Source organism: Dyadobacter sp. BHUBP1 (assembly GCF_050587785.1).
GTDB lineage: Bacteria > Bacteroidota > Bacteroidia > Cytophagales > Spirosomataceae > Dyadobacter.
This window is the reverse complement of record NZ_JBOBIH010000001.1, coordinates 473,365-485,829: the sequence shown is the minus strand read 5'-3', so window position 1 is coordinate 485,829 and position 12,465 is coordinate 473,365. Positions and strand designations below refer to the sequence as shown.

The window sequence follows — 12,465 nt, the reverse complement described above, 5'->3', positions numbered from 1 at the left end:
AAATGAAAAAAATCTTGATTACGGGAGGAGCGGGTTTTATCGGCTCACATGTGGTTCGCCGGTTTGTCAACTTTCACCCGGAATATCATATCTACAATCTCGACGCGCTTACATACGCCGGTAACCTCGAAAACCTGCGCGATATTGAACATGCGCCGAATTACACATTCGTAAAAGGCGATATCGTCGATGCGGCGTTTATCGACAAGCTCTTTACCGAAAACGATTTCCACGGTGTGGTACACCTCGCAGCGGAAAGCCACGTCGACCGTTCGATCACTGACCCCATGTCGTTTGTAATGACGAACGTGGTAGGTACCGTTAACCTTTTGAATGCTGCAAAAAAGGCATGGAAAGATGATTTCAGCGGCCGCCGCTTCTATCATGTCTCTACCGACGAAGTTTACGGTGAACTCCACGATCCGGGCACATTTTTCGTGGAAACAACCAAATATGACCCGCGTTCGCCTTATTCGGCTTCCAAAGCATCGTCCGATCACTTTGTAAGGGCTTATCACAATACTTACAAATTGCCGGTTGTTATTTCAAACTGTTCGAACAACTACGGCCCAAACCATTTCCCTGAGAAGCTGATCCCACTGATGATCCACAACATCATTCAGCAAAAACCGCTTCCGGTTTATGGAAAAGGCGAAAACATCCGCGACTGGTTGTTCGTGGAAGACCACGCGATCGCGATCGACGTGATTTTCCATAAAGGCACCAATGGCGATACCTACAATATCGGCGGCCATAACGAGTGGAAGAACATCGACCTCGTGCATTTGCTTTGCAGCATTATGGACCGCAAGCTCGGCCGCGGCGAAGGCGAAAGCGCCAAGCTAATCACCTACGTGACCGACCGCGCGGGACACGACCTACGCTACGCGATCGACGCTACCAAATTGTCGGAAGAGCTGGGCTGGAAACCTTCATTGCAGTTTGCAGAAGGCCTGGAAAGAACCGTTGACTGGTACCTGGCCAATCAGGACTGGCTGAACAACGTTACCTCCGGCAACTACCAGAAATATTATGACGAAATGTACCAGGATCGTTAATCCGGCCATTTCTTTACTCAATTGAAACTCTATTTATGAAAGGCATTATTCTGGCCGGCGGTTCCGGTACGAGATTACACCCGCTTACACTGGCGGTAAGCAAGCAGCTCATGCCGGTTTACGACAAGCCGATGATATATTACCCGCTGTCGATCCTGATGCTCGCTGGCATCCGCGAAATCCTGATCATTTCAACCCCGCACGACCTGCCGCATTTCGAGAAACTTCTCGGCGACGGAAGCCGCCTCGGCTGTCAGTTCAGCTACGCAGTGCAACCGAGCCCGGATGGGCTCGCGCAGGCATTCATTATCGGTGAAGAGTTTATTGGCGACGACAAAGTTGCATTGATCCTGGGCGATAATATTTTCTACGGATCGGGCCTTTCGAGCCTGCTCCAATCCAACAATGACCCCGACGGCGGTGTGATCTTTGCCTACCAGGTACACGATCCGGAGCGTTATGGCGTTGTAGAATTTGATAAATCCAACAATGTGATTTCCATTGAGGAGAAACCGGCTGAACCAAAATCCAACTATGCGGTTCCCGGCTTGTACTTCTACGATAACGATGTTGTGGAGATCGCAAAAACGATCCCTCCTTCCCCACGCGGCGAGCTCGAAATCACGGACGTAAACCGGGTTTACCTCGAACGCGGTAAATTGAAAGTAGGTGTCCTCAACCGCGGCACCGCATGGCTCGACACGGGCACGTTCCAGTCGCTTATGCAAGCCGGGCAGTTCGTTCAGGTAATCGAAGAGCGCCAGGGCTTAAAAGTAGGCTGCATTGAGGAGATCGCGTACCGCATGGGCTTTATTAATGCAGAACAATTGCGTGAAATCGCCCGCCCTCTTTTAAAGAGCGGCTACGGCACTTATCTGGAACGCATTGTAGCCAACGCCTGACAGGCTGCGGCATCGGGATTAGCACATATTATATTCGAATGAAGTTTTTGGTAGAGGAAATCGAAGAATATTCCGCGGCCCACACGGAAGAAGAGAATGCGTTGCTGAAATCCCTGAACAGGGAAACCCACGCCAACGTTCTCAGCCCCCGCATGCTCTCCGGGCACATGCAGGGAAGGTTCCTTTCGATGATTTCCAGGATGATCCGGCCCGACCGCATCCTGGAAATTGGCACGTATACGGGTTACTCCGGCATTTGCCTTTGCGAAGGGCTCAATCCCGGCGGCAAACTCATCACCATCGATGTGAACGAGGAGCTTGAAAGTTTCACCAGGCGCTATTTCGACCAGACGCCTTTCAAAGATCAGATCGACTATCGTATCGGTAATGCATTGGATATTATCCCCACGCTCACCGATACGTTCGACATCGTCTTCATTGATGCGGATAAAATCAATTATTCTTCTTATTTTAACCTCTGTCTCGACAAAACCCGCACAGGGGGCTTCCTGATAGCCGACAATGTGCTTTGGAGTGGCAAAGTCGTGCAGCAGTTGAAAAAGATTGACAAAGACACGCAGGCATTGCTGGATTTCAACCGGATGGTACACGAAGATACACGGGTTTCCAACATGCTGCTACCAATCCGCGACGGATTGATGATTCTTCAGAAATTATAGTACTCAATAGTCAGGCGACCATTTACCTTTTTTATGGCCAGAACTTCCATTAACAACATCATCTCTTTTGTTATCGTCCTGCTGCTGACCGGCAATGCAGTTTTTGCACAGGCTCCCGAAATCCCGTCCAGCGTTTCCTTCGGCGGTATCACCGTCAAATTCGACCGAAGTGCGCAGAATATTATCGAGGAGGACATCAAAAGTCTGATGTCGAACAGAAAGTTCTGGGAAGAAAAGATGGACCGTGCCATTATGCACTTCCCGATCGTGGAAGGCATTCTCATGGATGAAGAAGTACCTATCGACTTCAAATACCTGGCCGTTCAGGAAAGCTCTTTCCGTCCGGATGTCGTTTCGAGCTCCAATGCGGTGGGTTACTGGCAATTCAAACCGGAAACTGCACGTGAGCTCAACCTTCGTGTGGATAAGGATGTAGATGAAAGGAAGAACATCAGCTCTTCCACGCATGCTGCTGCATGGTATCTGAAAAAGAACAACCAGCAATTCAACAACTGGGTGACGACTTTGTATTCCTACTACCAGGGTGCGGGCGGTGTAAAAAAGGTGGTTCCTGCAAACTGGGCGTACGCTCGTGAGGTCACGCTTACCGGTAAAACGGATCGCTATATGCTCCGCTTTTTCGCCCATAAAATCGCATTGGAATCCGGTATTGAGCGGTATAAATCGCCTAATGCCTATGTTTTGATGGAATCCGACTACGGCAAGGGACAATCGCTTGATGACATCGCCAGATCCCTGGGTGTTCCTGCTGCAGAACTGAAAAATCATAACAAATGGCTCAACGACGACAAAGTACCCGACGACCGTGAATACCTCATTACCTTGCCGGTTCCAGTTGATCAGGTTGCTTCCGTTCGCGAAAAGCTCTCACTGCCGCCACGCCAGACGGCGGTTGCTTCCGTTTATGAAGACACCGGTTATCCCGTGTTGAAGAAATCCGCTGTTCAGCTGAAAGAGCCTAATTCACCCACACTTTACGAAATCAACGGCCTCCCGGGTATCGAAGCACGTGTAGGCGACAAGCCCAAAACACTGGCCAAAGCCGCAGGTATCCGCACGCCGCGCTTCATGCGTTACAACGACCTGCTCGCAGACATGCCGCTTGTTCCAGGCCAGGTATATTACCTCTCGCGCAAGCACAAGAAGGCAAGCGCGCCATCGCACGTAGCCCGTCCCGGCGATACATGGCTGAGTGTATCACAGCAATATGGTATCCGCCTGGTAAACCTTTTGAAATTCAACCGTACTACCAGCCGCAACTACCCTATCCAGACCGGCCAGGTGCTTTTCCTGAACAAAAAACGCCCACGTAAACAGCCAATCGAGATTATCGCTCCACCGCAACCTACCGCACCTGCCAAAAAGGATTCGATCATTGCGGCCGCAGGCACATCGGTTGTGCCTCAAAAGGCGCCAGCGTCGGCTTCGACGTCACCAGCGGCCTCAAACAGTAATATTCCAAGCAATGCGTCGGGACGTAAAAAATACACGCCGGTTCTGGTAGAAAAGAATGAAAGCGGCGCCACAAAAGAAACCGAACCAGTGGCTGCAGCACCTTCCGCTACGACTTCATCAGCCGGTAAAACTGCCGAAACTGCTGGCAATTTGTATAAACCTTCCGGCAAAACACCATCCGGAACTGCAGCGAATGCACCGGCAACAACACCATCTACGGCGAATATTAACGACCGCGTTGTGATCATCACACAGGACGACACCAACAGCACATTCAAATCGGCTGAAGAGGAAAAACCGGCTGGCAAATCCAGTACGCCCGGGAAGGTTGTAACGCCGAACACGACGCGTACGACGGCATCATCCGGCTCTGTATACACCCGTATGCGTGCGGAACGCGCAGCGGAAGGAGAAAACGAAGCTCCGGCGAAAAAAGAAACGGAACCGGCGCGTTGGAACAGCAACGAAGAAAAGAATGCGGCTACCGCCTCCTCGGCGCCAGCATACCATACCGTACAGCCAGGTGACACGTATTTCGGCATTGCAAGCAAGTACAACCTTTCGTTGCGTGAATTGCTGACAATCAACAACCGCTCTGCGCAAAGCCGCCTCGTATCAGGCCAGCGGCTACTGGTGTCCAAATCCGGTGAAGAAGCTGCACCGGCCAAAGTTGCAGTGGAACGCCCTGCTCCCGCTTCGACTTTCAAAACACCGGAGGAGATCAAGGAAGAAACCAGGCTCGCCGCTACACCCGGTAGTGAATTTCACACGGTTCAGAGCGGACAAACCTATTACAGTATTTCCAAAGCTTACGGAATCTCCATTAAGGAACTCCTCGACTTGAATAACTTAAATGATTCTGATCGTCTGAAATCAGGCCAGAAACTACGCGTAAAACGAGGTGAAGGTGGCGAATCGGAGGCTGTGAGCCAGCCATCAGGCTCCCAGACGCACACCGTTGCACCAGGCGAAACCCTCTTCCGCATTGCCCAAACGTACCATACCAGTGTGGATGATATCAAGAAATTAAACAATATGTCCGGAAACAGTGTTATGGTGGGACAAAAACTTAAAATACCTCAGCAATAAGCTGTTCCCATTATGATACTCATTGAAAATACGTGCATTAGCGACGACATCGAAGACCAGGAATTTGTCTGTAATCTGGACAAATGCAAGGGCGCATGTTGTGTAGAAGGGGACTCCGGTGCCCCGCTGGATGAGGATGAGCTCGCGATTCTCGATGAGATCTATCCCGAGGTAGAACCTTACCTGACCGAAGCCGGCAAAAAAGTAATCGCTACCGAGGGTACCTGGACCAAAGATTGGGACGGTGACTACGTAACACCGATCATCAACGGCCGCGAATGCGCTTACGCCATTTACGACCAGAAAGGCATTCTCAAATGCGGCATCGAAGAGGCATACAACGATGGCAAGATCAGCTATAAGAAACCGCTTTCCTGCCATTTGTATCCGATCAGGGTAACGAAATACGAGCAATACCACGCGCTTAATTACGACCGCTGGGAAATTTGCAGCCCGGCTTGCAGCCTGGGTCAGCAATTAAAAGTCCCGGTTTACAAATTCCTCAAGGACCCGCTCATCCGAGCTTACGGGGAGGATTGGTACCGCCAGCTTTCCGAAGAAATCGACGAGAGACAACAAGCCCGCGCCAACGAACATGAAAAAGGGAAATGACTTTTTCAATGACGTTTACGATGTGGTGAGGCAAATCCCGAAGGGGCGAGCGACTTCCTATGGAGCGATAGCTGCCTACCTCGGTAACAAACGCGGTGCAAGAATGGTCGGCTGGGCAATGGGTAACAGCTACCACGAGCAGGGCATTCCCGCCCACCGTGTAGTGAACAAAGCCGGGGAACTCAGTGCAAGCCAGCTTTTTGAAACACCTACTACGATGCAGGAAAGGCTCGAAAGTGAGGGCGTAAAAGTAGAAAATAACCGGATCGTCAATTGGGAGCAGTGTTTCTGGGACCCCGAAAAGGAACTGCATTGACATAAAAAATCCCGGTCTGGTGCGCCAAACCGGGATTTTTATGGGTTCCGTGCTCATTGCAGCGAGATCATTTTGGAACTGGTGCTTTCGATATTCACTTCCTTTACTTTTTTGTCCTTCTTGTGGGACAATTCGAAATAGTAAGTTCCATCGCTCATTTCGTCGAGGTTGAACACGCGACGATATTTGGTGTCACGTTGGTTGAACATTTCCGAGTAATAGATCTTACCGGCTTTGTCTTTCAGCACCACACGCAGTCTTTCGTTGGCATTTTTATCAACCGACAACCGTACTTTGTTAGTATCACCAATTTTGTACAATGCTGCGTCAAAAGCGACCACGCTTGCGGTTTCTTTTTCTTCTTTGTTTTTCTTTTTGTCTGCCGCAAAAGATGTGAAAGACAAGGTGAGCGCGAAAGCGCTGGTCAGGATGGAAACAATGGAGATTTTCATGGCTATAAGTATTTTAAAGTTTGGTACTGTACGATCGCACAGTTGACTTTAAAAAAAAAAAGGATGTGCCAAACCCGGTTTTCAACAACCAAAGCCTGACACATCCAGCTTTCAACACACTGATGATGAGTAGCTTACATTTATTTTCAAAAATTTTACAGCTACTTCGTATCCCTTAACAGGTTGTTCAGAACCGAACATTTGTGCCTGAAACCGAACGCATTAAAGCGGCACGCGGACGTGTGCACCGGGTCAAATTTTTCCTCTGCTTTCATTCGCGATTTTCTGGATCATCGGCAGCCTGCTGGCGGGTATCGGGTGGCGATAATCCCAGAATGCCGACACGCACACGATTTTCCATTCTCCATTGATCTTTTCGAGCAGCCTCACCTCTTTACTGTGGTGAAAATTCTTTTCGGATTTGTCGCTGTTGAACTGGTCCCAGGTAAGATAGGCCACGTCATCATCGTAAAACTTGAAAATCATATTTTTCCGCTCCACGATCGGGTGGCTGGATACCGGTTCGGGATTAGCGGCAATATACTTACCGACCTGCTTGTTGATATCCGCCCAACCTACGTTGGAATCGAAAGTACCGTCATCGTTACTCCAAGCCTGGAAGGCATAATCTGTTTGTGCATAATTCGATTTCCAGGCATTGTAGTCCCGGGCGAAAAATGACTTTGTTTCATTCTCTATGACTGCTTTAATGGCTTGCTTTTCCTTTTCGAGGTTAGCCTGACGGGCAGCTTCCTCTTCTGCGGCTTTATCCTTGCAGGAAACACAAAGGACAATGCCTAGTAAAATAACTGACAGTGTTTTCATACTGCAAAAGTTTAGTTTGTTAAATAAATAACCGAACTCAATCTTTCAACAAAACATCCATCAGGTGGCATGAATTACACGCCTGATTTTATCAGAAAGTTAAGATTTTTTTGAATATATGCAAGAAAAAACCCTGGAATTGTATAACCTTTCCCAGGGTTTTTGAATATCAGATCAGCATCAAACATTCACCGCACACTTATGCTTGTGGCACATAGCGTTTCCCGGCGCGATCATGCAAAAGCCAGAGGCCCATAAAAGTAATTAAGCCATTGATAATGAGTCGTTCAAATCCAAATTTATAACCATTAAACCATTCGGCGGAATGGTCGTTAATGATGTAAGTCAATATCGGAGACAGAATACACACGAACGGCACGAAGCGATCTTTCACGGGCCGTTTCAGGAACGCGCCAAAAGAGAACAAACCCAGCAACGGCCCATAGGTATAACCGGCAAGGTCGAATACGGCCGTGATTACCTCTTTGTTGTTCATCCTGTTGAATATGAGGATTACCAGGTAGAATATCACCGAGAAGCCCACGTGTACCCAGAATTTGATCGACGCACGCTTTTCTTCCGGGCGCTTCTCTATGTTCATGAAATCAATGCAGAATGCGGTCGTCAATGCGGTAAGTGCCGAATCGGAGCTGGCGTAGGTAGCAGCCGTGATCCCCAGGAGGAACGTCACCCCGACCACCAGCCCCAGGTGGTTCAACGCGAGCATCGGATAGAAATCGTCTGTCTTTGAAGTCGTAGGTATGCCTTGCGCCTCAGCATATACGTAAAGTAATGCACCGAGCGACAGAAAAAGGAAATTGACGATCACGAGTACCACCACAAACCAGAACATATTCTTCTGCGCTTCCCCGATGTTTTTACAAGTCAGGTTCTTCTGCATGAGGTCCTGGTCGAGGCCGGTCATAACGATCGCAATGAACACACCGGCAAAGAACTGCTTGAAGAAGTTCTTGGGATCGTTGGTATCCCAGTAAAAGATTTGCGAATACCCGCTTTTCTGTACTGTCGTCCAGATATCGCCTATCCCATTGAGATTCAGCTCGCCGGAAACCAGTACGATCGTCAGAACGACAGCGGTAATGAGGAAAAAGGTTTGCAGTGTGTCCGTGACGATGATCGTTTTAACGCCGCCTTTAAATGTATAAATCCAAATCAGGAATATCGTAATCGCTACCGCCACTTCAAACGGGACGCCCAGCGGCTTGAACAATGCGAGTTGCAATACCTGCGCAGCCACGTACAGACGTACAGCCGACCCTACCGTGCGCGAGAGCAGGAAAAAGCCCGAACCCGTTTTGTAAGACCAGAATCCGAAGCGTTGTTCGAGGTAGGAATAGATTGAAATAAGGTTCAACCGGTAGTAGAGCGGCATCAGCACCGTACCGATCACGAAATAACCCAGAATATACCCGATCACCACCTGGAAATAGGAAAACTGGATATTCGCGACCGCGCCCGGCACAGACACAAACGTAACGCCCGACAGCGAAGTACCGATCATACCAAATGCCACCAGATACCACGGCGACTGCCGGTTGGCGGTAAAAAAAGTATTGGTATCCGCGCCTCTGGAAGTAAAAATGGACACCATGATCAGCATTCCAAAATAAACTACCAGTATCAGCAGGGAAATATAAGGGTTCATTAAAGTGGGTATTTGGGGATTCAGGAGTGGATTAAAAGGCGCTTAAAAGCTTCGGATAGTCTCCGTTTTTAATTAGATTTGCTAATCAAACAGAAATTTGGTTGTTATGCAAGCGCTCACAGAAACAGAGCTGGAAATTCTGGAAGAAACCGTAGATACGGACATTAAAAAGCTGATTATCTACAATGACGACGTGAATACCTTCGATTGGGTGATCGATACGCTGATGGAAGTTTGTGGTCACAGCAACGAGCAGGCCGAACAATGCACGATTATTATCCATTATAAAGGAAAATGCTCCGTTAAGGAAGGTTCTTTTGAAGAGCTGGCCGGGATGCGCAACGAAATATGCCGGAGGGGTATTTCAGCAGAGGTGCATTGAACCTCTTACTCGCTATCACACTGCCAGCATCAACAAACGGGTTTTGATATCCATTCAGGCCCATCACTCAGCATCTTCTCATGAACTATCCCTCACGTCTTATTGAGGAAGCCGTCGCCGAAATTTCCCGCTTACCGGGAATAGGCAAAAAAACCGCACTACGCCTGGCATTGCATTTGCTGAAAAGGGATGAAGAGCAAACCCGCTCGTTGTCCGATGCTTTGCTGAGAATGCGTACCAAAACCACCTATTGCGCCCGCTGCCACAATATCGCCGACGACGTACTTTGCAATATTTGCAGCAATAACAAGCGCGACCAGACGACCATTTGTGTCGTGGTGGACACGCGCGACGTACTTGCTATCGAGTCGACGAATCAGTACCGGGGGCTTTATCATGTGCTGGGCGGCATCATTTCTCCCCTCGAAGGCGTCGGACCATCGGATTTGGAAATCGACTCGCTGATGTCGAGGATTGGAAGCCAGGAAGGCGATGAGGCGGTTCAGGAAGTCATATTGGCATTGAGCCCCACGATGGAGGGCGATACGACAGCTTTTTATCTGCAAAAAAAGCTGAAAGCCACAGGCATTAAGATAAGCACTATCGCAAGAGGTATCCCCATTGGAGGAGACCTGGAATATGCGGACGAGATTACGCTTGGCCGCAGCATTGTAAGCCGGGTGGCTTATGATTAACACTAAACACTTAATGTACTATTATGAATAGAACAGACTTTTTGCGGACACTGGCCGGCAGTGCACTCACTGTTGGCGCATTGGCTGACCAATCATTTGCAGCAGGAGGAACTTCCAATACCCTACCGGCCGAAACCGCTCCTTTCAAACAAACGCCGCTTCCTTACGACTTCGGCGCATTGGAGCCAAGCATCGACAAACTGACGATGGAAATCCACTATGGCAAGCACCATGCGGCATATGTCAAAAATCTCAACGACGCTGTAAAAGGAACCGAATGGGAGAAAAAATCCCTTGAAGATATCATCAAATCAGTGAGCAAAGCGCCTGCTGCCATCCGCAACAACGGCGGGGGGCACTGGAACCACACTTTCTTCTGGGAAGTAATGGGGCCTAAAAAGAGTGCAGCTCCAACCGGTGCCATAGCCGACGCGATCAATGGCCAGTTTGGCTCATTCGATAAGTTCAAAGAAGAATTCGGTAAGGCTGCAACCACCCGTTTCGGTTCGGGCTGGGCGTGGCTTGTTGCCAAAGGCGGAAAACTCGCGGTAGGCTCTACCCCCAACCAGGATAACCCACTAATGGACGTTTCCGATTTTAAAGGAACACCGATCCTTGGCATCGACGTTTGGGAGCACGCCTATTACCTGCATTACCAAAACAAGCGCCCGGATTATATCAAAGCGTTCTGGGATGTGGTGAACTGGGATAAAGTGGCCGAGAATTTGAAAAAAGCTTAATAAATGGCGCGAAGGGCTTCCTTCGTGACTAACTATTCGAAGGCCTCCGGCCGGGCAGTATTGCAAAACGACTTTGCGGTACGGTCCGGCCGGAGGCCTTCATATATTATGTGCAAATCAGGAGATTTGCACCAGCCTACTAGTTACAATACGCCGCAATCACCTTATAAGCTTGCTGATACCCCAGCTCACCCGCTTTGCTTAAATCCAGGCAGCCGTCGTTGATTTCTCCCAGGCTGTTTTTAACAATGCCTCTCAAATAATAGGCTTCCGGATAATCGGAGCGGAGCTTTATCGAACTGGTAAAATCCAGTACCGCCCCCATTTGATCGCCCGATGCAGAACGGATCACCGCGCGTGAGAAATAGGCGTTCGAATAGGTAGGATTGAGTTCTACCGCAGTAGTGAGATCGGACAGGGCTCCTTTTAGTTCCCCTACTTTCGACTTCGCGATCGCGCGTACGTAATAGGCCTCCGCGCGCTCGTTCGTAAGGTTTTCAATCTTTAGGTGCGTCTGTACCTGGTCGCGCAGCTCGTCGAGTTTCTCTTTGTTGATTTTTCCGGTGAATGCATTCTTCTTAGGATCGCCGGTGTAGGCATTCTTCACTTCAATGGCTTTGGTAAGGTCCACAATGGCGCCGCGCGGATCGTTCAGTTTTCCTTTGGCAAATCCGCGACCGTAATAGGCATTATAATTTTCAGGATCGAGCTGAATGGTTTTGTCAAAATCGATAACAGCTCCCTGGAAATCGTCCATTTTATTCTTGGCAAATCCGCGGTTACTGTAATATTCGCTCTCGTTGGGACTTAATTCAATAGCACGAGTGAAATCGGCGGCGGCCCCCTGGTAATCGCCGAGTTCGAGTTTCGCCAGCCCTCTGCCCGCGTAGGCACCCGTACGCTTGGGACTGAGCTCGATCACACGTGTGAAATCGGCGAGACTTCCGGCATATTCCTGCAAGTCCTGTTTGCAATTTCCTCTCGCATACAATGCCGCAAGTTCGTCCGGGTTCAGCGCCAATGCGCGGTCGAGGTCGACCAAAGCATTCCGGTGATTTTTCAATTTGGCATAACTCACACCACGATTATAGTAGGCCTTGGGCTCTTCCGGGTTGAGTTCGATGGATTTGGAATAATCTTCAATGGCTGAGCGGTAGTCCTCCTGCAGGCTTTTGCTCACGCCGCGGCTCTGGTAATAAAGAGCTTCTTTGGGATTCAGCTCGATAGCCTTGTCATAATCCTGCATCGCTCCGCGGTAGTCTTTGAGGTTGGCTTTGGCGAGCCCCCGGTTGAAATAGCTCGGTGCATGGTCGGGATTCATGGAAATTACCGTGGTATAGGCCTGCATTGCACCATTGAAATCACCCGTACCGGCTTTGGTATTACCGTCTTCGAAATATTCGGCAGCTGAACGTTGGGCGGAGGCGGGGCAATAAAAGGCAAGCGCAAGGAGAAATGAAATGCCAGTAAATTGAAGTCTCATGAATGTAAACCTTTTCCTCAAATCGATGTTTTTTAAATAGTGTATAAAAGTATTCAAAATCCGAATCAGCATCAAAAAAAGAAAAGCCC

The 12,465-nt window shown here is 49.2% G+C and carries 13 protein-coding genes; 9 read left to right on the top strand and 4 right to left on the bottom strand.

The annotated features are described in order from the left end of the window. Nucleotides 1-2 precede the first annotated feature (2 nt). From rfbB to ACQ4MZ_RS02005, 6 genes are read left to right on the top strand one after another with little or no spacing between them, the layout of a single operon-like run. A complete protein-coding gene (gene rfbB / locus ACQ4MZ_RS02030) occupies nucleotides 3-1,058 on the top strand; it encodes a dTDP-glucose 4,6-dehydratase (protein ID WP_430842446.1) in 1,056 nt (351 codons plus the stop codon). A 35-nt stretch (nucleotides 1,059-1,093) separates the two neighbouring features. Continuing rightward, a complete protein-coding gene (rfbA, locus tag ACQ4MZ_RS02025; protein ID WP_430842444.1) occupies nucleotides 1,094-1,960 on the top strand; it encodes a glucose-1-phosphate thymidylyltransferase RfbA in 867 nt (288 codons plus the stop codon). A 38-nt stretch (nucleotides 1,961-1,998) separates the two neighbouring features. Then, nucleotides 1,999-2,640, top strand: a complete 642-nt coding sequence (locus ACQ4MZ_RS02020) for an O-methyltransferase (protein ID WP_430842442.1) — start codon at nucleotides 1,999-2,001, stop codon at nucleotides 2,638-2,640. 33 nt (nucleotides 2,641-2,673) lie between these two features. Next, entirely contained in the window at nucleotides 2,674-5,205 is a 2,532-nt protein-coding gene (locus tag ACQ4MZ_RS02015; RefSeq protein ID WP_430842440.1) for a LysM peptidoglycan-binding domain-containing protein, read from the top strand. Between the two features lie 12 nt (nucleotides 5,206-5,217). Beyond that, on the top strand, nucleotides 5,218-5,817 hold the full coding sequence (locus ACQ4MZ_RS02010) for a DUF3109 family protein (RefSeq protein WP_430842438.1): 600 nt from the start codon (nucleotides 5,218-5,220) through the stop codon (nucleotides 5,815-5,817). Further along, nucleotides 5,801-6,133 carry an MGMT family protein gene (locus tag ACQ4MZ_RS02005; RefSeq protein ID WP_430842436.1) on the top strand — a complete coding sequence of 111 codons (333 nt, stop codon included), beginning with the start codon at nucleotides 5,801-5,803 and terminating at the stop codon, nucleotides 6,131-6,133. The genes ACQ4MZ_RS02010 and ACQ4MZ_RS02005 overlap by 17 nt, the downstream gene beginning before the upstream one ends. Nucleotides 6,134-6,186: 53 nt before the next feature. Here the strand turns inward: ACQ4MZ_RS02005 and ACQ4MZ_RS02000 are convergent, their stop codons facing one another. From ACQ4MZ_RS02000 to ACQ4MZ_RS01990, 3 genes are all read right to left on the bottom strand, one after another. After that, entirely contained in the window at nucleotides 6,187-6,585 is a 399-nt protein-coding gene (locus tag ACQ4MZ_RS02000; RefSeq protein WP_430842434.1) for a hypothetical protein, read from the bottom strand. A 252-nt stretch (nucleotides 6,586-6,837) separates the two neighbouring features. Beyond that, nucleotides 6,838-7,410, bottom strand: coding sequence for a hypothetical protein (locus tag ACQ4MZ_RS01995; RefSeq protein ID WP_430842432.1), 573 nt, complete (start codon nucleotides 7,408-7,410; stop codon nucleotides 6,838-6,840). A gap of 199 nt (nucleotides 7,411-7,609) precedes the next feature. Further along, nucleotides 7,610-9,076 (bottom strand): sodium:solute symporter, encoded by a 1,467-nt coding sequence (locus tag ACQ4MZ_RS01990; RefSeq protein ID WP_430842430.1) that lies wholly within the window; start codon nucleotides 9,074-9,076, stop codon nucleotides 7,610-7,612. A 106-nt stretch (nucleotides 9,077-9,182) separates the two neighbouring features. Between ACQ4MZ_RS01990 and ACQ4MZ_RS01985 the strand changes: the two genes are divergently transcribed. The 3 genes from ACQ4MZ_RS01985 to ACQ4MZ_RS01975 all read left to right on the top strand — a co-directional run bounded on the left by ACQ4MZ_RS01985 (nucleotide 9,183) and on the right by ACQ4MZ_RS01975 (nucleotide 10,893). Further along, nucleotides 9,183-9,458 (top strand): ATP-dependent Clp protease adaptor ClpS, encoded by a 276-nt coding sequence (locus ACQ4MZ_RS01985; protein WP_430842428.1) that lies wholly within the window; start codon nucleotides 9,183-9,185, stop codon nucleotides 9,456-9,458. A gap of 80 nt (nucleotides 9,459-9,538) precedes the next feature. Next, on the top strand, nucleotides 9,539-10,153 hold the full coding sequence (gene recR, locus ACQ4MZ_RS01980) for a recombination mediator RecR (RefSeq protein ID WP_430842425.1): 615 nt from the start codon (nucleotides 9,539-9,541) through the stop codon (nucleotides 10,151-10,153). 23 nt (nucleotides 10,154-10,176) lie between these two features. After that, nucleotides 10,177-10,893 carry a superoxide dismutase gene (locus ACQ4MZ_RS01975; RefSeq protein WP_430842423.1) on the top strand — a complete coding sequence of 239 codons (717 nt, stop codon included), beginning with the start codon at nucleotides 10,177-10,179 and terminating at the stop codon, nucleotides 10,891-10,893. Between the two features lie 139 nt (nucleotides 10,894-11,032). Here the strand turns inward: ACQ4MZ_RS01975 and ACQ4MZ_RS01970 are convergent, their stop codons facing one another. Further along, nucleotides 11,033-12,376 (bottom strand): tetratricopeptide repeat protein, encoded by a 1,344-nt coding sequence (locus tag ACQ4MZ_RS01970; protein ID WP_430842421.1) that lies wholly within the window; start codon nucleotides 12,374-12,376, stop codon nucleotides 11,033-11,035. Between the last annotated feature and the right edge of the window lie 89 nt (nucleotides 12,377-12,465).

What these genes read in the sequence shown, in the direction of transcription:
- ACQ4MZ_RS02015 (WP_430842440.1), top strand. Translation starts at nt 2,674, where the DNA reads ATGGCCAGAACTTCCATTAACAACATCATCTCTTTTGTTATCGTCCTG.
- ACQ4MZ_RS01995 (WP_430842432.1), bottom strand. Translation starts at nt 7,410, where the DNA reads ATGAAAACACTGTCAGTTATTTTACTAGGCATTGTCCTTTGTGTTTCC.
- rfbB (WP_430842446.1), top strand. Translation starts at nt 3, where the DNA reads ATGAAAAAAATCTTGATTACGGGAGGAGCGGGTTTTATCGGCTCACAT.
- rfbA (WP_430842444.1), top strand. Translation starts at nt 1,094, where the DNA reads ATGAAAGGCATTATTCTGGCCGGCGGTTCCGGTACGAGATTACACCCG.
- ACQ4MZ_RS01985 (WP_430842428.1), top strand. Translation starts at nt 9,183, where the DNA reads ATGCAAGCGCTCACAGAAACAGAGCTGGAAATTCTGGAAGAAACCGTA.
- ACQ4MZ_RS01990 (WP_430842430.1), bottom strand. Translation starts at nt 9,076, where the DNA reads ATGAACCCTTATATTTCCCTGCTGATACTGGTAGTTTATTTTGGAATG.
- ACQ4MZ_RS02005 (WP_430842436.1), top strand. Translation starts at nt 5,801, where the DNA reads ATGAAAAAGGGAAATGACTTTTTCAATGACGTTTACGATGTGGTGAGG.
- ACQ4MZ_RS02010 (WP_430842438.1), top strand. Translation starts at nt 5,218, where the DNA reads ATGATACTCATTGAAAATACGTGCATTAGCGACGACATCGAAGACCAG.
- recR (WP_430842425.1), top strand. Translation starts at nt 9,539, where the DNA reads ATGAACTATCCCTCACGTCTTATTGAGGAAGCCGTCGCCGAAATTTCC.
- ACQ4MZ_RS01975 (WP_430842423.1), top strand. Translation starts at nt 10,177, where the DNA reads ATGAATAGAACAGACTTTTTGCGGACACTGGCCGGCAGTGCACTCACT.
- ACQ4MZ_RS02020 (WP_430842442.1), top strand. Translation starts at nt 1,999, where the DNA reads ATGAAGTTTTTGGTAGAGGAAATCGAAGAATATTCCGCGGCCCACACG.
- ACQ4MZ_RS01970 (WP_430842421.1), bottom strand. Translation starts at nt 12,376, where the DNA reads ATGAGACTTCAATTTACTGGCATTTCATTTCTCCTTGCGCTTGCCTTT.
- ACQ4MZ_RS02000 (WP_430842434.1), bottom strand. Translation starts at nt 6,585, where the DNA reads ATGAAAATCTCCATTGTTTCCATCCTGACCAGCGCTTTCGCGCTCACC.